This window comes from Pseudomonas sp. OV546, assembly GCF_900116845.1.
In the GTDB taxonomy this organism is placed as follows: domain Bacteria; phylum Pseudomonadota; class Gammaproteobacteria; order Pseudomonadales; family Pseudomonadaceae; genus Aquipseudomonas; species Aquipseudomonas petroselini.
In genome coordinates, this window is sequence record NZ_FPCE01000017.1 from 59,408 (window position 1) to 78,444 (window position 19,037).

Here is a 19,037-nt window from a genome sequence, read left to right on the forward strand (position 1 = left end):
TGGTGTTATTTGAATCAGGGTTAACCCGAACATCCCGCACCTTGCGTCTGACCTTGTGAACGGATCATTCATTCACGAGGTTCAGCCCATGTCCCGTCCTCTGCTCTTCCTGCGTCCTGCCGCCCAAGGCTTTGCCGTCACCATGGTGGTGGCGCTGGCCGGTTGCGGGCTGTCTTCGTCCCCTGAGCTGGCCAAGCCGGCCGAGCCCGTCGCCGAGCTGCAAACCGCGTCACCCCAGGGCGCTTTGGTGAAACGCATGGCAATGCCTGCACCGATGCGTATGCAGGAGTCCGCCGCGATGGACTACCGCAGCGAACCCCGCGAGCAATACGCCAACCTGCCGGACAACCCGGTGCATCGCGTGGCCGAAACGCCGGTTTCAACCTTCAGTGTTGATGTCGACACGGGCAGCTACGCCAACGTAAGACGCTTCCTCAACCAAGGCAGCCTGCCGCCCGAAGGTGCTGTGCGACTCGAGGAAATGGTCAACTATTTCCCCTACCACTACGCGTTGCCCACCGACGGCTCGCCCTTTGGCGTGACCACCGAAGTGGCCGCCACACCGTGGAACCCGCGCACCCAACTGCTGCGCATCGGCATCAAGGCGTCCGACCGCCCCGTGGCGGAGTTGGCGCCGGCCAACCTGGTGTTCCTGGTGGACGTGTCCGGCTCCATGGACCGTCGCGAAGGCTTGCCGCTGGTGAAAAGCACGCTGAAATTGCTGGTGGATCAGTTGCGTGAGCAGGACCGTGTTTCGCTGGTGGTCTATGCCGGTGAGTCCAGGGTAGTGCTCAAACCGACTTCCGGTCGAGACAAGGTGAAGATCCGCAACGCCATTGACCAACTCACCGCAGGCGGCTCCACGGCGGGCGCATCCGGCATCGAACTGGCCTACCAGATGGCCCGCGAAGGCTTTATCGACAACGGTATCAACCGCATCCTGCTGGCGACCGACGGTGACTTCAACGTGGGCATCAGTGATTTCGACAGCCTCAAACAGATGGCGGTAGAGCAGCGCAAAAGCGGCGTGTCCCTCACCACCCTGGGTTTCGGTGTGGATAACTACAACGAACACCTGATGGAACAACTGGCCGACGCCGGCGACGGCAATTACGCCTACATCGACAACCTTCGCGAAGCGCACAAAGTGCTGGTGGACCAACTCAGCTCGACCCTGGCGGTGGTGGCGCGCGATGTGAAGTTGCAGGTGGAATTCAACCCGGCGCAGGTCAGTGAATATCGCCTGCTGGGCTATGAAAACCGCGCCTTGAAACGCGAGGATTTCAATAACGACAAAGTCGACGCCGGTGAAATTGGCGCAGGGCATACGGTCACTGCGTTGTATGAAATTGTGCCCAAGGGCGAGAAGGGCTGGTCGGAGCCTTTGCGCTACGCTGCTGCGCCTGCAGCTGAGGATAAATCGGGTGAGCTGGCGATGCTGCGCGTGCGCTACAAGTCGGCGGCGGGGGGTGACAGTCAGTTAATCGAGCGCCCCATCCGCAATAAATCCACCCAAGCGAGCGACGACCTGCGCTTCGCGGCGGCAGTGGCAGCCTTTGCACTACAGCTCAAGGGCGATGGCCGCTACACTGGCAGCATGAGCCTGCAGGACACTGCCGAACTGGCCCGCTCGGCCCGAGGCAATGACCCGTTCGGCCTGCGTAATGAGTTCGTGCAACTGGTGGAATTGGCCCAAAGCCTCAAACACTGATCTTGAATGCAACACTGGTCGAAATGTGGGAGGGGGCAAGCCCCCTCCCACATTTACAAAAGGAGTTCGCCCATTACATGGCCGTTCCAGACGATCCACCCAGCGACGAAGCGCTGCTGGCCCGCTACCGAACCGGCGACAGCGCCGCGTTCGAAGCCTTGTACGCGCGCCATCGCCAGGGCCTGTACCGATTCCTCGTATCCCTGAGCAACAAGGCCGAACTGGCCGAGGAAATCTACCAGGAAACCTGGCTCAGCCTGATCCGCAGCGCCACCCAGCCACAAGGCCGGGCGAGCTTTCGCACATGGCTGTTCCAGATCGCCCGCAACCGCCTGATCGACCATTGGCGCAAGCACGGCATCCACAACCCCCTGCACGACAGCTACGACGAGCAACTGCACGCCCAGGCCGACGACAGCGCCGGCCCCGAGCAGCAACTGAGCCTGAGCCGCGACCAGGCCCGCCTCGACGTCGCGCTGCAAGACCTGCCCGAAGACCAGCGCGAAGTTTTCCTGCTGCGCCTGCACGGTGACCTCGAAGTGCCGCAAATCGCCGCCCTCACCGGCGCCCCGCTGGAAACCGTCAAAAGCCGCCTGCGTTACGCCCAGCAGAAACTGCGTCGCCTGCTGGCCGAGGAGATACCCGCATGACCGATCCCCGACACACCCCGGACCCCGACGACGTGCTGCTCCAGCACATGCGTCAACACAGCACCGGCGAGCCGCCCGCGTCCCTCGACGCCTTCATCCTCGCCACCGCCCGCCGCGAAGCCCCGGCGCCGCAGCCGAGCCTGTGGCAACGCTGGCTGCAAGCCTGCCAACGGCCACGCTGGCAGATGGCGTTTGCCACCGTCGCAGGCTTAGCGCTGATGATCGGCGTGGTCCTACGCGAGCCCGTGCCGCACCCCGACATCTCCACGGCGACCTTCTCCGCCCTTCATGAGGAAGCCGCGCGTCCTGCTCCGCCCCCGATGTCCGCCCCTGCGCCCGTGGCCCGACTGGCCGTCGCTCCCAAGGCCGAGAGCGCGCAAGTCATGGGCTCGATGGCGGATGAGTCGCCCGCCAAACTCAGCAAACGCGCGCCGGTGGCGGTGCCGGGGTTGGAGGAGGGGTTGCAGGAGATTGTGAGGCTGCGTGAGGCCGGAGAAAGTAGAGCGGCGGATGAGAAGCTGTTGGCGTTGCACGAGCGCTTTCCTGAGGAAGACTTGCCGGCGCGGTTGGAGGCATTGCAGAAACATTGAATGTCGCCCACAAAAAAGCCCCAGGCCTTTTGACCTGGGGCTTTTTCATCTGGATATGGTGCACCCGGCGGGATTCGAACCCACGACCCCTGCCTTCGGAGGGCAGTACTCTATCCAGCTGAGCTACGGATGCTTGTGCGGGCGACATCATACCCATGTCGACCTTGGGCGTCCATGCTGGTCTTTGAGCCTTCAAGCGTAGGAATCTGCCGCATAAGGCCCTAAGTCGGGAGGCACCGATCATTGCAGTGAAACCTGGCAGAAATACGCTGATCAGAAAAACCGGATAAATGCGCCGTTTTCGTTCTTTTTTTCGAACAGACTATTGCCCTGTACCCCCATTGATCCTAGGATTCGTTTGAGATTTCAAACGCTCTGTCTCCCGTGCGCTCTTTCACTTCATCCGCGCGCAGAGGCTGATTTCCCTGACGGCAGCCCACAAGGCGCCTTTCAACAACTCTAATTCGCTCCGCGTGCGCGCGGTGCTGTTAAGGAAAGCCGACATGCAGCTCAAAGATTCCCAGTTGTTCCGCCAACAAGCCTTTATCGATGGCGCTTGGGTCGATGCGGACAATGGTCAGACCATCAAGGTCAACAACCCTGCCACCGGTGAGATTCTCGGCACCGTGCCGAAGATGGGGGCCGCTGAAACCCGCCGTGCCATCGAAGCTGCCGATAAGGCGCTGCCGGCCTGGCGGGCACTGACCGCCAAGGAGCGAGCCAATAAGCTGCGCCGTTGGTTTGAGCTGCTGATCGAAAACCAGGAAGACCTCGGTCGCCTGATGACTCTCGAGCAAGGCAAACCGCTGGCCGAAGCCAAGGGCGAGATCGTCTATGCCGCGTCCTTCATCGAGTGGTTCGCCGAAGAAGCCAAGCGCATCTACGGTGACGTGATTCCTGGCCACCAGCCGGACAAGCGCCTGATCGTGATCAAGCAGCCGATCGGTGTGACCGCTGCGATCACCCCGTGGAACTTCCCGGCCGCGATGATCACCCGTAAAGCTGGCCCAGCCCTGGCCGCCGGGTGCACCATGGTGATCAAGCCGGCTTCTCAAACCCCGTTCTCTGCCCTGGCCCTGGTTGAGCTGGCACACCGTGCTGGCATCCCGAAAGGCGTGCTGAGTGTGGTGACCGGCAGCGCCGGCGACATCGGTGGCGAGCTGACCAGCAACCCGATCGTGCGCAAATTGTCCTTCACCGGCTCGACCGAAATCGGTCGCCAGCTCATGGCCGAATGCGCCAAGGACATCAAGAAAGTCTCCCTGGAACTGGGCGGCAACGCGCCGTTCATCGTGTTCGACGACGCCGACCTGGATAAGGCCGTCGAAGGCGCGATCATCTCCAAGTACCGTAATAACGGCCAGACCTGCGTCTGTGCCAACCGCCTGTACATCCAGGATTCGGTGTACGACGCGTTCGCGGAAAAACTCAAAGTGGCGGTGGCCAAGTTGAAGATCGGCAACGGTCTGGAAGAAGGCACCACCACGGGCCCGCTGATCGACGAAAAAGCTGTGGCCAAGGTCCAGGAACACATCGCCGATGCCCTGAGCAAAGGCGCCAAGCTGTTGGCCGGTGGCAAGGTGATGGAAGGCAACTTCTTCGAGCCGACTATCCTGGTCGACGTGCCGAAAAACGCCGCCGTCGCGAAGGAAGAAACCTTCGGCCCATTGGCGCCGCTGTTCCGTTTCAAAGATGAAGCTGAAGTGATCGCGATGTCCAACGACACCGAGTTCGGCCTGGCTTCCTACTTCTATGCCCGCGACCTGGGCCGTGTGTTCCGCGTGGCTGAAGCCTTGGAATACGGCATGGTCGGCGTCAACACCGGGTTGATCTCCAACGAAGTCGCGCCGTTCGGCGGCATCAAGGCCTCGGGCCTGGGCCGTGAAGGTTCCAAGTACGGGATCGAGGATTACCTGGAAATCAAATACCTCTGCCTGGGCATCTAACCCGCCCGGCAAGGCATTGCCGTAAACGCAGAGGGCACGAGAGCGCTGACCCTTTGCGTGTTTCACACCGTTATTCGTAGTGGCCGGGAAAGCTGTGGCAGTCGATCATCGCATGCTGCCGTAGTTGCCTCCCCGCCACGTATTCCTTGGACGACGCCACCCGATGAGTGGCGAATGAGGACTTTATGAGCAAGACCAACGCATCCCTGATGAAACGCCGCGAAGCCGCTGTACCCCGCGGTGTTGGCCAGATTCACCCGATCTTCGCTGAATCCGCGAAGAATGCCACCGTGACCGACGTTGAAGGTCGCGAGTTCATCGACTTCGCCGGCGGTATCGCCGTGCTGAACACCGGCCACGTGCACCCGAAAATCATTGCCGCCGTGACCGAGCAACTGAACAAGCTGACCCACACCTGCTTCCAGGTACTGGCCTATGAGCCTTACGTGGAATTGTGCGAAAAAATCAACGCCAAGGTCCCAGGTGATTTCGCCAAGAAAACCCTGCTGGTCACCACCGGTTCCGAAGCCGTCGAAAACGCCGTGAAAATCGCCCGTGCCGCTACTGGCCGTGCCGGCGTGATCGCCTTCACCGGTGCCTACCACGGCCGCACCATGATGACACTGGGCCTTACCGGCAAAGTCGTGCCGTACTCGGCTGGCATGGGTCTGATGCCGGGTGGCGTATTCCGCGCGCTGTTCCCGAACGAATTGCACGGTGTCAGCGACGATGACGCCATCGCAAGCATCGAACGCATCTTCAAAAACGATGCCGAGCCGCGTGATATCGCTGCCATCATCATCGAGCCGGTACAGGGCGAAGGCGGCTTCTACGTCGCGCCAAAATCCTTCATGAAGCGCCTGCGCGAGCTGTGCGACAAGCACGGCATCCTGCTGATCGCCGACGAAGTGCAAACCGGTGCCGGCCGTACCGGTACGTTCTTCGCCATGGAACAGATGGGCGTTGCGGCCGACCTGACCACCTTCGCCAAATCCATCGCTGGTGGCTTCCCGCTGGCCGGTGTGTGCGGCAAAGCCGAATACATGGACGCCATTGCACCCGGCGGCCTCGGCGGAACCTATGCCGGTAGCCCGATTGCTTGCGCCGCTGCGCTGGCGGTGATGGAAGTATTCGAAGAAGAGCACCTGCTGGACCGCTGCAAAGCTGTCGGTGAGCGCCTGGTGACTGGCCTCAAAGCTATCCAGGCTAAATACCCGGTGATCGGCGAAGTGCGTGCATTGGGCGCGATGATCGCGGTCGAACTGTTTGAAGATGGCGACAGCCACAAGCCGAACGCCGCTGCCGTTGCCTCCGTGGTGGCCAAGGCGCGTGACAAGGGTCTGATCCTGCTGTCCTGCGGCACCTACGGCAACGTGTTGCGCGTACTGGTCCCGCTGACTTCGCCGGACGAGCAGTTGGACAAGGGCCTGGCGATCATCGAAGAATGCTTCTCCGAGCTGTAAGCGGAGGCTGAGCTGATTGACACAAAAAACCCGCTTCGGCGGGTTTTTTTATGCCGATCACTGCGCATTCAGGCCTTGTTCATTGTACGTAGGCGCCTGCATTGTCTAAGGTTCCAGCATTGCCGAGGGAGCGTGCAGGATGATTGCTGTTGATTTACCCGCTGTACCGCGCGTACTGATTGCCGAAGCAGACCCCTGGTCGCGGGACCTGCTCAAGCAAGTGCTGTTGAATGTGCGCTGCGATGCGCGGCTGGATGTGTGTGCCGACGGGCAACAAGCGGCCACGCTGTTGCGCGAAAAGCCCTACGACCTGATCCTGGCGGATTGGGAGCTGCCCGGCATCGATGGGCTGAGTCTGTTGCGCAACGTGCGCCAGAAACGCCGCTCACCCGCGCTGCCGTTCATTCTGCTGAGCAGTCGCAACGACAGCGCAAGCGTCCGCGAAGTCTTGCCTTTGGCGCCCACGGCGTATTTGACCAAACCCCTGAACATGGAAGGCCTGACGCAGCGTCTGCAAGACCTGCTGCTGAATGAAGGCGAAACGGTGTACTGCGAGATTCCGCCGCTGGCGCCCGGCATGACTTTGCCGGTATTCCTCGAGCGTCGCCGCGAGGCGTCCGATGGTGCGCCGTTGCGGGTCGACGTGAGAGCCGCGGTGCAACGCAGCCTCGGGCCGGATGGCCTGGACCTTAAGCAACTCGAAGACCGGGTGCGTATGGACCCACAAATTACCGCCGTGCTGATCGCCGCCGCCAACAGCGCCGGCCATCACGGCACGCCCGTGCAAACCCTGCCCGCAGCCCTGCACACGCTGGCGCCCGGGCACAGCATGAATCTTATCCTCGGCCTGGCGCTCAAGCACAACGTGGTGTTGGGGGATTCGGCCCTGGTCGCCTATGCCGAGCGTCACTGGCAGTTGTCCCAGGACACCGCCGACTATGCCCGGCGTCTGGCACACCTGTTGGCGCTGGACCATGAGCGTTGCTACAGCGCCGGTATCCTCCATCGGCTGGGTGACTTGGCGTTGTTACGCTGCCTGGAAGACTGGCGCCAGGGCGGTGGTGCATTGGATGACGAAGCGATTGGCGAGTCGCTCCACACGTTTGGCGCTGCCTACGGTTCGGCACTGCGCGCACGTTGGCGTTTGCCGCTTGAGCTGCGTCAGTTGATCGCGGCGATTTATTCGTTGGAGGGTGGGGTCTATGCCCGGGATGCGCTGGTGATGAACCTGGCGGCGCAGATGGCGCGTTTGACCGAGCACGAAGGGCTGGAAGCACTGGCTGCGGGCAAGACAGCGCGACTGCTCAAGGTGGGCTTGCCGGAGCTGACCCGAATACGCAAATCCTAAAAGGCGCTGCGGTCGAAATGTGGGAGGGGGCAAGCCCCCTCCCACATTTGATCAGTCGACCACTAGCCGGCGATGACGCGGTTTTTGCCGAGGCGCTTGGCCTCGTACATGGCCGCATCGGCGCGGGCGAACAGGCTGTCCAGGGTCGAGTCTGACTCGCTGAGGTTGGCCAGGCCCTGGCTGATGGTCACGCTGAAGGCCTGGCCTTCATAGCTGAAACTCAGCGCCTGAATCTCTTTGCCCAGTCGTTCAGCGACCTGCAGCGCCATCTCCGGTGCGCAGCCGGGGAGGACAGCGGCGAACTCTTCGCCCCCAATGCGCCCGAACAGGTCGCCACGGCGCAGTACCCCGCGACCGCTCTCGGCGATACGCCGCAACACCTGATCGCCTTCCAGGTGACCGTAGGTGTCGTTGACGTCCTTGAAGTCATCGATGTCCAGTAGAAGGAAGGCCAGCGGCGCACCTTGGGCACAGGCAGTGTCGAAGGCCTGGTTGGCGCATTCGAAGAAGTGTCGGCGGTTGCTGCTCTGGGTCAGCACGTCGGTGGTGGCGAGACGGTGCAGTTCCAGCTCAAGTTGTTTCTTTTCGGTGATGTCTTCGGCCATGCCGACCACGATCACCGGTTCGCCGGGCTCAACCTGTTGATTGATATAACACTTGTCGCTCAGCCAGCGGATCTGCCCGTTGGCCGTGATGATGCGGTACTCCCGGTCTTCAACCGCGCCCTGCTCCAGCACGCGGGCCAGGCTGTGTTCGGCGTAGTCGAGGTCCTCGGGGTGAATGCTGTTGCGCCACTCCCGATGGTCGGCCAGCAGCAGGCTGGCGGAGCGACCGAACACCCGCTCGTAAGCCGGGCTCACGTATAGCACGCGACGGGTTTCCCAATCGATGGCCCACAGCACGGCATTCACGCTGACCAGCATCGAGCTCAGCAGCTGCTCACGCTCGCTCAATCGCTCGACTTCACCCTGGGCATGCACCAGCGCCAGCAGGGTCGCCGCCGCAGCTGGGCGGGGATGCTCAGCTGTGGGCGCGTCGACTAAGGAGGACTTTTCGTGAACCATCGGCACAACTCTCTCTGGGCGCGCCGCAAACTGGAGCAGCGGTCACTACAAGGGGCCACCATGATGGCGAAGTGTTCATTGAGAGAGGCGAATTGCAGTGAAGTTCCGTCAATAGGATCGATTGACGGTGTCCGAGAAATGGCGCCAAAAAGCTGATGGGCGGGAGGGAAGGCCCTCCCGCCTTGTTGTCATATGGATGCAGGGCGCAGCGAATAGGTCTTCAATTGGTGGGCAAAATCCCGCAGGGACTGGATGCCGCTGGCCTCGGCCTCGTGTACCCATTCCTTGATGGCGGCGAGCATATCGTGGCCATTGGAGCTGGTCTTGAGCCAGATCTGTTGCAGCGCCAGGCGCTTTTCATAGATCACTTTAAGGGCCTGGCTATGCTCCAGCATGCTCTGGATACGCAGGTGGTGGCGGTCGTCCAGCAAGCTGGTTTCCCGCGACAATAGGCGCTTGGCGCGGTGGAATTGGTGACGAACGGAGTGATCGACCTTTTCCAGTTCCTGCTTGACCAGCGGTCCGATTACCAACTTGCGGTACTGGGCCATGATCTGGAAGCGGTTGTTGAGGATCGCCATGGCGGTGTCCATGTCCAGGTGGCCCTTGCCTTCCACGCGGTGGGCGATGGGCGCAACGCGCTGCACCTTGGCCAGGCGCAGGAAGCTGAATACCTTGATCCACGCCCAACCCAGGTCGAACTCCCATTTCTTCACGGACAGCTTGGCGGAGTTGGGGTAGGTGTGGTGGTTGTTATGCAGCTCTTCGCCCCCGACGATGATGCCCCACGGCACCAGGTTGGTCGCCGCATCACGGCATTCGAAGTTGCGATAGCCCACGGCATGGCCCAGGCCATTGATCACACCGGCGGCCCAGAACGGGATCCACATCATCTGGATCGCCCAGATCGTGATGCCGATGGTGCCGAACAACAGCAGGTCGATCACGCCCATGATCGCCACGCCGAGTAGCGGGTAGGGGGTGTAGAGCTTGCGTTCGATCCAGTCATCCGGGCAGTTCTTGCCGTAGATACGCAGGGTCTCCGGGTTTTCGGCCTCGGCGCGGTAGAGCTCGGCACCGGTGCGCAGCACGGTGGACAGGCCCTTGATGACCGGGCTGTGCGGGTCGTCGACGGTTTCGCACTTGGCGTGGTGCTTGCGGTGGATGGCCGTCCACTCGCGGGTGTTCTGCGCCGTGGTCAGCCACAGCCAGAAGCGGAAGAAGTGTTTCAGGCCTGCATTGAGCTCCAGGGAGCGATGGGCTGAATAGCGGTGCAGATAGACCGTGACCGCAATGATGGTCACGTGGGTCATCAACAGAGTGACTGCCACCAATTGCCAGGCTGACAAGTCAAGAAAACCGTTGTACCACATAGGCTGTATGGCCCTCAGATAAAGAAAAAAACAGCTCACGCATTATCACTAAGCCTACAGAGAAAACCAGCCGCCCTTTCAGATAGGAGTGACTGGATGTTTCTTATTCTATAATCCGCAGCCTTTGTGGGGCGATTATGTTTTTTTGGTAAGGATTACTGACCATATGCTGTTTTCATACCGAGGTGCCCGGTGGGCGGGGCTGGTATATCTGCTGGTTTCGATTGCGTGGATAAGCCTGACTGAGCGGTTATTGATCGAGTTTCTCGATAACCCGAGTGCGTTGAATCACTGGCTGCAGGTGCGTGGCTATGTGTGGGTGGCACTCAGTGCCTTGGTGATTTACTTGATCTGCGCCCGGTTTGCCCGTGCCAACCAGCAGCAGCAACCCCTGAAGGAAAACCGTGAACGCCTGCGCCAGGCCGCGGCCGTGTTCGATTGTACCCGCGAAGGCGTGTTGGTCACTGACGCTCAGGGGCTGATCGTGCACGTCAATCGGGCCTTTATGGAAATCACCGGTTACAGCCGTGAAGACGTCATGGGTCGCCAGCCCAGCCTGTTCAAGTCCGGTCGCCATTCGTCGAATTTCTACCAGCAGATGTTCCAGAGCCTGGAGCGCTGCGGCGAATGGAGCGGTGAAATCTGGAACCGACGCAAAAGCGGCGAGATTTATCCACAGTGGCAAACCATCCGTGTAATCCACGATGACCTGGGCCAGGTCAGCCACTACGTGGCGGTGTTTTCCGATATCAGCGCGATCAAGGATTCCGAGCACGAGTTGGCCCACCTCGCTCACCATGATCCGCTGACCGACCTGCCCAATCGCCTGCTGTTTACCGACCGCGCCCAGCAGGCGCTGGCGTCGGCGCAAGTCCACAAGCGCGGCTGCGCCCTGCTGTTGCTCGATCTGGACCACTTCAAGATCATCAACGACAGCCTGGGCCATAACGTCGGCGACCAGTTGCTCAAGCTGGTGGGTGAACGGCTCAAGGCACTGTTCGGCCCCGGCGTGACCCTGGCGCGCCTGGGTGGGGATGAGTTCGCCGTGCTGGCGGAAAGTTGTCCACAGGTGGCGCAAGCGGCCAGCTTGGCGCAACGCATGTTGGAGGCGATGAAACAACCGTTCCTCTTCGACGGCCATCAGCTGTTTATCAGCGCCAGTATTGGCATCAGCCTGTTCCCCAATGACGCGTTGAGCGCTGAACAACTGCTGCGCAACGCCGATTCCGCGCTGTTCAAGGCCAAGAGCACCGGCCGTGAGGGCTATGCGCTGTACACCGAAGAACTCACCGCCCACGCGCAAAACCGCGTGGAAATCGCCAGCGAGCTGCGCCGTGCCCTTGAGCAGAAAGAGCTGCGCGTCTACTACCAGCCGGTACACGACCTCAATGGTAGCCGCCTGATTGGCGTCGAAGCGCTGGTGCGCTGGCAGCACCCGGCGCGTGGCCTGGTGCCGCCTGGGGAATTTATCCCGATTGCCGAGCGCACCGGGCTGATTGCCGATATCGATGCCTGGGTGATGGACCAGGCTTGCCGGCAGATGTGCGATTGGTTGGCGCAGGGGGCGCCGTTGAGTTTTATCGCGATCAACGTGTCCAGCCGCCTGTTTGCCCGGCGCGAGCTGTATGAACAGGTTGCCCAAGTGCTGCACGACACCGGCCTGGACCCGGCTTTCCTCGAGCTGGAAGTCACCGAAAGCGCCGTGATGGACGACCCTGAGGTGGCCTTGGAGCAGCTGCACCGCTTGCGCGAGCTGGGCTTGCGCCTGGCCATCGATGATTTTGGTACCGGTTATTCGTCGCTGTTGCGCCTCAAGCGCCTGCCGGTGCAGAAGCTCAAGATCGACCAGGGCTTCGTCGCCGGCTTGCCGTGGGATGAGGATGACGCGGCGATCGTGCGCGTGGTGATCGCCCTGGCGAAAAGCATGGGCATGCAGGTGCATGCCGAGGGGATCGAGCAGGAGGAACAGGCGCGCTTCCTGCTCGACCAGCAGTGCGACATGGGGCAGGGGTATTGGTTTGGGAAACCGATGCCGGCGCAGGAAATCGATTGGTCACGGGCCCCCGTAATCAGGCCTTGAAATGCAGTCAAAATGTGGGAGGGGGCTTGCCCCGATAGCGGTGTGTCAGGTTAGAAATTCTTGACTGACCTACCGCCATCGGGGGCAAGCCCCCTCCCACATTTGAATCTGCTCAAGACTTTATTTTTGCGTTCTGGCACAGAACCCGCGCGCAACCCCGCGTCCCATCAGAAAATTCTTTCTGGTTATATAAACATTCTTAAATAGTATTTTTAAGAATATCCGCGCTTATCTACTATCGCCCTCACGCCGCAAGCAGTGCCGCCACTGCGAGGCACTATTCATTTCAGGAGCGAGACCATGAGCGCATCTCTACGTAGCGTCGACGGCCAGGACGAAGCAGCCATTTTGCGTGAGATCCAGAGCGCCCTGCGCGATCTGCGGTTTGGCGCGGTGGAAATCACGGTGCACAACGCCCAAGTGGTTCAGATTGAACGCAAAGAAAAATTCCGTTTGCAGAATCCGGGTAACAAACCGAGCTAAGCAAGAACGGCGATTCGCATGCTAGACCCGCATCTATAAGAAAAAGCCAACACCCCAGAATTTCAGGAGCTTCTATGTCGTCGATTCGCCGTTATGCCCTAGCCGCCCTGGCCAGCGCCGTGTTTGCAGGTTCCGCGGTTGCCAAGGACTACGAGTTGCTCAACGTCTCGTACGACCCTACCCGTGAGCTGTACCAGGACTACAACGCTGAGTTCACCACCTTCTGGAAACAGTCTCACCCGGGCGACAACGTCAAGATCCAGCAATCCCATGGCGGTTCGGGCAAACAAGGCCGTGCCGTGATCGACGGCCTGCGCGCCGACGTGGTCACCCTGGCCCTAGCCGGTGACATCGACGAAATCGCCAAGCTGGGCAAGACCCTGCCGGAAAACTGGCAGACCCGCCTGCCGGATGCGAGCACCCCGTACACCTCGACCATCGTGTTCCTGGTGCGCAAGGGCAACCCTAAAGGCATCAAGGATTGGGGCGACCTGATCAAAAAAGACGTGTCGGTGATCACCCCGAACCCGAAAACCTCCGGCGGCGCCCGCTGGAACTTCCTCGCCGCCTGGGCTTATGGCCTGAAAACCGGTGGCAGCGAAGCCAAGGCCCAGGAATACGTGAAAGAGCTGTTCAAGCATGTTCCTGTGCTGGACACCGGTGCTCGCGGTTCGACCATCACCTTCGTCAACAACGGTCAGGGTGACGTGTTGCTGGCTTGGGAGAACGAAGCGTTCCTGGCCCTGAAAGAAGACGGCGGCGCTGACAAGTTCGATATCGTCGTGCCTTCCCTGTCGATCCTCGCCGAGCCTCCGGTGGCCGTGGTCGACAAGAACGCCGAGAAAAAAGGCAACACCGAGATCGCCACTGAGTACCTGAAACACCTGTACAGCCCGGCTGGCCAGGAGATTGCGGCGAAGAACTTCTACCGCCCACGCGATGCAAAAGTGGCCGCCAAATACGCCCAGCAGTTCCCGAAACTGGACCTGGTGACTATCGACAAAGACTTCGGCGGCTGGAAAACTGCCCAACCGAAATTCTTTAACGACGGTGGCGTGTTCGACCAGATCTACACCGCGCAGTAAACCAAAGTACCTGTAGGAGCCCACTTTCTGTGGAGAGGCCCTTACTGTGGCGAGGGAGCTTGCTCCCGCTGGACTGCGAAGCAGCCCCAAAATCAGACAACCGAGTTGCACCAGGTGCAACGCGGATACCGGTTTGGGAGCGCTTCGCGCTCCAGCGGGAGCAAGCTCCCTCGCCACAATAAGTTACCTCTACATTTACGGCGCGCTCCTGCAGTGGTTTCTACCCTTTAACCAAGGACTCTTATGTCGCGTCGTATCTCCCCCGTCATACCCGGCTTCGGGCTGACGCTGGGCTACACCGTGGTGTACCTCAGCCTGATCGTACTCATCCCCCTCGCGGCGATGTTTGTACACGCCGCTCAACTTACCTGGGATCAGTTCTGGAACATCATCTCCGCACCGCGCGTGCTGGCGGCGTTGCAACTGAGCTTCAGCACGGCGCTGTACGCCGCGTTGATCAACGGCGTGATTGGCACACTGCTGGCCTGGGTGCTGGTGCGCTACACCTTCCCCGGTCGCAAGATCATCGATGCGATGATCGACCTGCCCTTCGCCCTGCCCACCGCCGTCGCCGGTATCGCCCTGACGGCGCTGTACACGCCTAACGGCCTGGTCGGCCAGTTCGCCGCGGACCTGGGCTTCAAGATCGCCTACACGCCGCTGGGCATCACCCTGGCGCTGACCTTCGTCACCCTGCCTTTCGTGGTGCGCACGGTGCAGCCGGTGTTGGCCGATATTCCCCGGGAAGTCGAAGAAGCCGCCGCCTGCCTGGGTGCCAAGCCGTTGCAGGTGTTCCGCTACATCCTGGTGCCTGCGTTGCTGCCAGCCTGGTTGACCGGTTTCGCCCTGGCGTTTGCCCGTGGCGTCGGTGAGTACGGTTCGGTGATCTTTATCGCCGGCAACATGCCGATGAAAACCGAGATCCTGCCGTTGCTGATCATGGTCAAGCTCGACCAATACGACTACCGCGGCGCCACCTCCATCGGCGTGCTGATGCTGGTGGTTTCCTTTGTCCTGCTGCTGCTGATCAACTTGTTGCAGCGGCGCATCGAACGTCCATAAGGAAGCGCGGAACATGTCCCAATCGTCTATTTCCGCCGCGTCCTCGGCCAACGCCGCCCGCCGTGGCAGTGCTGCGTCCCGACGCATCCTGATCGGCCTTGGCTGGCTGGTGTTCGCACTGTTCCTGCTGTTGCCGCTGTTGATCGTGGTGACCCAAGGCCTGAAAAACGGCCTCGGTGCGTTCTTCACCGCGATTCTCGAGCCGGACGCGCTGTCGGCACTGAAACTCACGGTGATCGCCGTGGTGATTTCGGTGCCGCTCAACCTGGTGTTCGGCGTCAGCGCCGCGTGGTGCGTGAGCAAGTACTCGTTCCGTGGCAAGAGCATCCTGGTGACGCTGATCGACCTGCCGTTCTCGGTGTCGCCGGTCATCGCCGGTTTGGTCTACGTGCTGATGTTCGGCGCCCAGGGCTTCTTTGGCCCTTGGCTGCAGGAGCACGATATCCAGATCGTGTTCGCCTTGCCTGGCATCGTGCTGGCGACCATCTTCGTCACCGTGCCCTTCGTGGCCCGTGAACTGATCCCGCTGATGCAGGAGCAGGGCACCCAGGAAGAAGAGGCCGCGCGCCTGCTCGGTGCCAATGGCTGGCAGATGTTCTGGCATGTCACCGTGCCGAACATCAAATGGGGCCTCATCTACGGCGTGGTGCTGTGTACCGCACGGGCGATGGGTGAGTTCGGCGCGGTGTCGGTGGTGTCCGGCCACATTCGCGGCGTGACCAACACCCTGCCGCTGCACGTCGAGATTCTCTACAACGAATACAACCACGTTGCCGCGTTTGCGGTGGCGAGTCTGCTGCTGATCCTGGCGCTCTTCATCCTGCTGCTCAAGCAGTGGAGCGAGAACCGTATTAACCGCCTGCGCGCCGGTGCGGCTGAGGAATAAGTCATGTCGATCGAAGTCCGTAATGTCAGCAAGAACTTCAACGCCTTCAAGGCCCTGAACAGCATCAATCTGGACATCCAGAGTGGCGAGCTGGTGGCCTTGCTCGGCCCGTCCGGCTGCGGCAAGACCACCTTGCTGCGCATCATCGCCGGTTTGGAAACCCCGGATGACGGCAGCATCGTGTTCCACGGTGAAGACGTGTCCGGCCACGACGTGCGTGATCGCAACGTCGGCTTCGTGTTCCAGCACTATGCGTTGTTCCGCCACATGACGGTGTTCGACAACGTGGCGTTCGGCCTGCGCATGAAACCGAAAAACCAGCGCCCGAATGAAAGCCAGATCGCGGTCAAAGTGCATGAGCTGCTGAACATGGTGCAACTGGACTGGCTGTCCGATCGCTACCCGGAGCAACTCTCCGGTGGCCAGCGCCAGCGTATCGCCCTGGCCCGTGCCCTGGCGGTGGAACCGAAAGTGTTGCTGCTGGACGAGCCCTTCGGCGCCCTCGATGCCAAGGTGCGTAAAGAACTGCGCCGCTGGCTGGCGCGCCTGCACGAAGACATCAACCTGACCTCGGTGTTCGTGACCCACGACCAGGAAGAGGCCATGGAAGTCGCCGACCGCATCGTGGTGATGAACAAGGGCGTGATCGAGCAGATCGGTTCACCGGGCGACGTCTACGAAAACCCGGCCAGCGATTTCGTCTATCACTTCCTGGGTGATTCGAACCGCCTGCACCTGGGTGAAGACCAGCACGTGCTGTTCCGTCCACATGAAGTGTCGCTGTCGCGTCATGAGCTGGAGGATCACCACGCCGCTGAAGTGCGGGATATTCGCCCGCTCGGCGCGACAACCCGTGTGACGTTGAAGGTGGAAGGCCAGAGCGAGCTGATCGAAGCTGAAGTGGTGAAGGACCACGACAGCCTGACCGGTTTGGCCCGTGGCGAGACCCTGTTCTTCAAGCCCAAGGTCTGGCAAAAAGCTTAAAAGCCCACCCAATATCCCATAGGGGAATGGGATCTGAATGTGAGAGGGGGCAAGCCCCCTCCCACATCAGACTTCGCTAGGCTTTAGATCACGACGAATTACCGGCCCCGACCGCTCTTCAATCTGCTGCTTGAGCCCCTGGCGCAACCCCAGCAGAAACGCCAACTCTGCCACCACAAACAACGGCCCCACAATCAGTCCCGACACGTCATCCACAAACGCGGGCTTGCGGCCTTCGTAATAGTGGCCGACAAACTGGATCACCCAGCCCACCACAAACATCCCCACGCCGCTGCTGAGCCACACCAGCGTGCTTTGCGCCGCCAGCACATGCCCGGCCCACACCGACAGGCCCATCAGCACCGTCATAAGCACACCCAGAGCCAGCTCCAGGCGCAGGTAAAACCACGCCGACAACAGCGCGACAATCACGGCGGGGGACATCCACAGGCTGCCCACGGCCCATTCGGGGCGCGACAGCAGCACGGCAACCGCCACCACAATCAACGGGATGCCGATAAAGTGGCTGGCGATATTGCGCGGGTCGCGATGGTAGGCGGCGTATTGACTGAGATGGTCGACGAGGCTTTTCATTGTTATTCCTCCTGTAGGATGTTTGATCATGCCCTGTCAGCCTGTGGCGAACTGTCAGCTGGGCGACAATCTTCGGAGTTCACATGGACGCAGACAAATGGCACGCCCGGTTGGGCTGTGGCCACTGGTTCCGTCATCTGCCTTCAGATTTGCAGCGTAGCTTGCTGGCAGCGGCCCGGCCACGCTCGCTGACGGCAGGACAGTTGCTGTTCAAGCGCGGTGATCCCCCGTGCGGTGTGTATGCAGTGCTGGAAGGTGGGGTGCGTATCAGTGCGGTGAATGCCCAGGGCAAGGAAGCGGTATTGAGCCTGGTTGAGACGCCTTACTGGTTCGGCGAAATCTGCCTGTTCGATGGCCTGCCGCGTACCCATGATGCCCTTGCCATGGGGCCATGCACATTACTGCAGGTGCCGCAGGCGGCAATGCTCGGCATCCTGGAGCGGCATCCGTCGTATTGGCGCGATGTAGCCCTGTTGATGAGCCACAAACTGCGCCTGTCATTGATCAATATCGAGCAGATGAGCCTGATGCCCGCGTCGGCGCGGCTGGCCCATCGGCTGCTGATGATCGCTGAAGGCTACGGGGAGATAGAACAGGCCCGCCGCGTGTTGCACCTGCCTCAGGAGGATCTTGCGGCGATGCTGGGCCTGTCGCGCCAGACCATTAACAGTCTGCTCAAGATGCTGGAGCAACAGGGCGTCATTGAGCTCAGTTACGGCGCGATTGAGATACTCGATTTCAATGGCCTGCGGCTGTCTGCGGGCCTATGAGCCGCGATATGTAGAGAACCCGTACGGGCTGAGTAGCAGCGGGATGTGGTAATGCTGGTCGGCCTGTTTGACTCGGAAAATGACCGGCACTTCTGGGAAAAAGGTCTCGCGGTTGGCCTTTTTGTAGTAGTCGCCCGTCTTGAACACCACACGGTACTCACCCGGCTTTATGCTGCGATTGGCGGGAAACAGTTCGCTAATGCGTCCCTGCTGGTTGGTGACGCCTTGGGACAGCGACTGCCATTGGTCGCCCACGTGCTCTTCCAGGGTGACGCTGACCCCGGCACTCGGCAGGCCATTTTCAAGGTTGAGCACATGCACGCTCAACGGATTGCCGTCGGCCAGTGCCAGGTTGCACAGGCCGCTCAGGCTGAGGGCGGCGAGGGTCATGTTTAGGGTTTTCATCGAGAAGTCCTTTTGACAGGGGGATTCAAGGGGTGGTTTTTAAGCCCAGTTGCTCGGCGGCTTGCAGGGCACAGGCTTCGTCCTGTGCCGCGCCGCCGGCACCTGCGATGCCAAGCGCGCCGACCAGTTCCGCCTCGGCAAACAGCGGCACGCCGCCGCCGAGCAACAGCAATTCGGGCAAGCTGTTAAGGTTGGCCGCTTCGGGATTGTTGCGAGCGCGCTCGGCAAACACGCGGGTCGGGGTCTTTGTCGACAGCGCGGTGTATGCCTTGCGTTGGCTGGCGAGGCTGTTGTGCGGGCCGACGCTATCGGCTCGCAGGGCCACCAGCAGGTTGCCGCCGCGGTCCAGCACGGTCAGTGCGGCGGTGCAGTGCGTCAGGCTGGCATCGGCCAGTTGGCGCGCAGTGCGCAAATCAAGGTCGGCATGACGCGGCAAGAGGGGCGCAGCCTGAGCGGCCGTGCAGGCGGCGAGGCTCAGGAACAAGGCAGTGCGATACATGGTGAAGGCTCCTTAAAACAGGCCATCACGTTAGCCAGCGGGCA

The 19,037-nt window shown here is 61.0% G+C and carries 18 protein-coding genes and 1 tRNA gene; 13 read left to right on the forward strand and 6 right to left on the reverse strand.

The annotated features are described in order from the left end of the window. Positions 1-88: 88 nt before the first annotated feature. The 3 genes from BM403_RS28040 (at position 89) to BM403_RS28050 (ending at position 2,951) form a co-directional block, all read left to right on the forward strand. Entirely contained in the window at positions 89-1,711 is a 1,623-nt protein-coding gene (locus BM403_RS28040) for a vWA domain-containing protein (RefSeq protein WP_093546214.1), read from the forward strand. A gap of 77 nt (positions 1,712-1,788) precedes the next feature. After that, positions 1,789-2,361, forward strand: a complete 573-nt coding sequence (locus BM403_RS28045) for an RNA polymerase sigma factor (RefSeq protein WP_093546216.1) — start codon at positions 1,789-1,791, stop codon at positions 2,359-2,361. Continuing rightward, on the forward strand, positions 2,358-2,951 hold the full coding sequence (locus BM403_RS28050) for a hypothetical protein (RefSeq protein ID WP_093546218.1): 594 nt from the start codon (positions 2,358-2,360) through the stop codon (positions 2,949-2,951). Before BM403_RS28045 ends, BM403_RS28050 begins: the two co-directional genes overlap by 4 nt. A gap of 56 nt (positions 2,952-3,007) precedes the next feature. On the opposite strand, the gene BM403_RS28055 is transcribed toward BM403_RS28050, so the two are convergent. Continuing rightward, positions 3,008-3,084, reverse strand: a tRNA-Arg gene (locus BM403_RS28055). Between the two features lie 370 nt (positions 3,085-3,454). Here BM403_RS28055 and gabD point away from each other — a divergent pair. The 3 genes from gabD to BM403_RS28070 all read left to right on the forward strand — a co-directional run bounded on the left by gabD (position 3,455) and on the right by BM403_RS28070 (position 7,708). Further along, entirely contained in the window at positions 3,455-4,897 is a 1,443-nt protein-coding gene (gene gabD / locus BM403_RS28060; RefSeq protein WP_012721618.1) for an NADP-dependent succinate-semialdehyde dehydrogenase, read from the forward strand. Positions 4,898-5,082: 185 nt separating this feature from the next. Then, positions 5,083-6,360 (forward strand): 4-aminobutyrate--2-oxoglutarate transaminase, encoded by a 1,278-nt coding sequence (gabT, locus tag BM403_RS28065; RefSeq protein ID WP_012721619.1) that lies wholly within the window; start codon positions 5,083-5,085, stop codon positions 6,358-6,360. A gap of 139 nt (positions 6,361-6,499) precedes the next feature. Beyond that, positions 6,500-7,708 (forward strand): HDOD domain-containing protein, encoded by a 1,209-nt coding sequence (locus BM403_RS28070; RefSeq protein ID WP_093546221.1) that lies wholly within the window; start codon positions 6,500-6,502, stop codon positions 7,706-7,708. 62 nt (positions 7,709-7,770) lie between these two features. Here BM403_RS28070 and BM403_RS28075 read toward each other — a convergent pair whose 3' ends face one another. Together BM403_RS28075 and desA are read right to left on the reverse strand one after the other, a co-directional pair. Then, complete coding sequence (locus tag BM403_RS28075) at positions 7,771-8,772, reverse strand: sensor domain-containing diguanylate cyclase (protein ID WP_093546224.1); 1,002 nt, start codon at positions 8,770-8,772, stop codon at positions 7,771-7,773. Positions 8,773-8,960: 188 nt separating this feature from the next. Further along, positions 8,961-10,145 (reverse strand): delta-9 fatty acid desaturase DesA, encoded by a 1,185-nt coding sequence (desA, locus tag BM403_RS28080; protein WP_012721622.1) that lies wholly within the window; start codon positions 10,143-10,145, stop codon positions 8,961-8,963. A 166-nt stretch (positions 10,146-10,311) separates the two neighbouring features. Here desA and dibA point away from each other — a divergent pair, with 166 nt between their 5' ends. The 6 genes from dibA to BM403_RS28110 all read left to right on the forward strand — a co-directional run bounded on the left by dibA (position 10,312) and on the right by BM403_RS28110 (position 16,725). Next, positions 10,312-12,225 (forward strand): phosphodiesterase DibA, encoded by a 1,914-nt coding sequence (dibA, locus tag BM403_RS28085; protein ID WP_093546227.1) that lies wholly within the window; start codon positions 10,312-10,314, stop codon positions 12,223-12,225. A gap of 300 nt (positions 12,226-12,525) precedes the next feature. Continuing rightward, positions 12,526-12,708 (forward strand): sulfur starvation response protein OscA, encoded by a 183-nt coding sequence (oscA, locus tag BM403_RS28090; RefSeq protein WP_003170956.1) that lies wholly within the window; start codon positions 12,526-12,528, stop codon positions 12,706-12,708. A 74-nt stretch (positions 12,709-12,782) separates the two neighbouring features. Beyond that, positions 12,783-13,793 carry a sulfate ABC transporter substrate-binding protein gene (locus BM403_RS28095; RefSeq protein WP_093546230.1) on the forward strand — a complete coding sequence of 337 codons (1,011 nt, stop codon included), beginning with the start codon at positions 12,783-12,785 and terminating at the stop codon, positions 13,791-13,793. Positions 13,794-14,036: 243 nt separating this feature from the next. Next, the gene (gene cysT, locus BM403_RS28100) at positions 14,037-14,855 is read left to right on the forward strand and encodes a sulfate ABC transporter permease subunit CysT (RefSeq protein ID WP_012721625.1); all 819 of its coding nucleotides are present in this window, start codon (positions 14,037-14,039) and stop codon (positions 14,853-14,855) included. A gap of 13 nt (positions 14,856-14,868) precedes the next feature. Next, positions 14,869-15,741: a sulfate ABC transporter permease subunit CysW gene (cysW, locus tag BM403_RS28105; protein WP_012721626.1), complete on the forward strand. Its 873-nt coding sequence runs from the start codon at positions 14,869-14,871 to the stop codon at positions 15,739-15,741. A 3-nt stretch (positions 15,742-15,744) separates the two neighbouring features. Further along, the gene (locus BM403_RS28110; RefSeq protein WP_046034569.1) at positions 15,745-16,725 is read left to right on the forward strand and encodes a sulfate/molybdate ABC transporter ATP-binding protein; all 981 of its coding nucleotides are present in this window, start codon (positions 15,745-15,747) and stop codon (positions 16,723-16,725) included. Positions 16,726-16,791: 66 nt separating this feature from the next. Here BM403_RS28110 and BM403_RS28115 read toward each other — a convergent pair whose 3' ends face one another. Further along, positions 16,792-17,319: an Mpo1 family 2-hydroxy fatty acid dioxygenase gene (locus BM403_RS28115; protein ID WP_064054180.1), complete on the reverse strand. Its 528-nt coding sequence runs from the start codon at positions 17,317-17,319 to the stop codon at positions 16,792-16,794. An 83-nt stretch (positions 17,320-17,402) separates the two neighbouring features. On the opposite strand from BM403_RS28115, the gene BM403_RS28120 reads away from it, so the two are divergent. Next, positions 17,403-18,089: a Crp/Fnr family transcriptional regulator gene (locus BM403_RS28120; protein ID WP_093546233.1), complete on the forward strand. Its 687-nt coding sequence runs from the start codon at positions 17,403-17,405 to the stop codon at positions 18,087-18,089. On the opposite strand, the gene uraH is transcribed toward BM403_RS28120, so the two are convergent. Together uraH and BM403_RS28130 are read right to left on the reverse strand one after the other, a co-directional pair. Then, positions 18,084-18,494, reverse strand: a complete 411-nt coding sequence (gene uraH, locus BM403_RS28125; RefSeq protein ID WP_012721630.1) for a hydroxyisourate hydrolase — start codon at positions 18,492-18,494, stop codon at positions 18,084-18,086. The genes BM403_RS28120 and uraH overlap by 6 nt on opposite strands. A gap of 25 nt (positions 18,495-18,519) precedes the next feature. After that, a complete protein-coding gene (locus BM403_RS28130) occupies positions 18,520-18,993 on the reverse strand; it encodes a GlcG/HbpS family heme-binding protein (RefSeq protein ID WP_093546236.1) in 474 nt (157 codons plus the stop codon). Positions 18,994-19,037 lie beyond the last annotated feature (44 nt).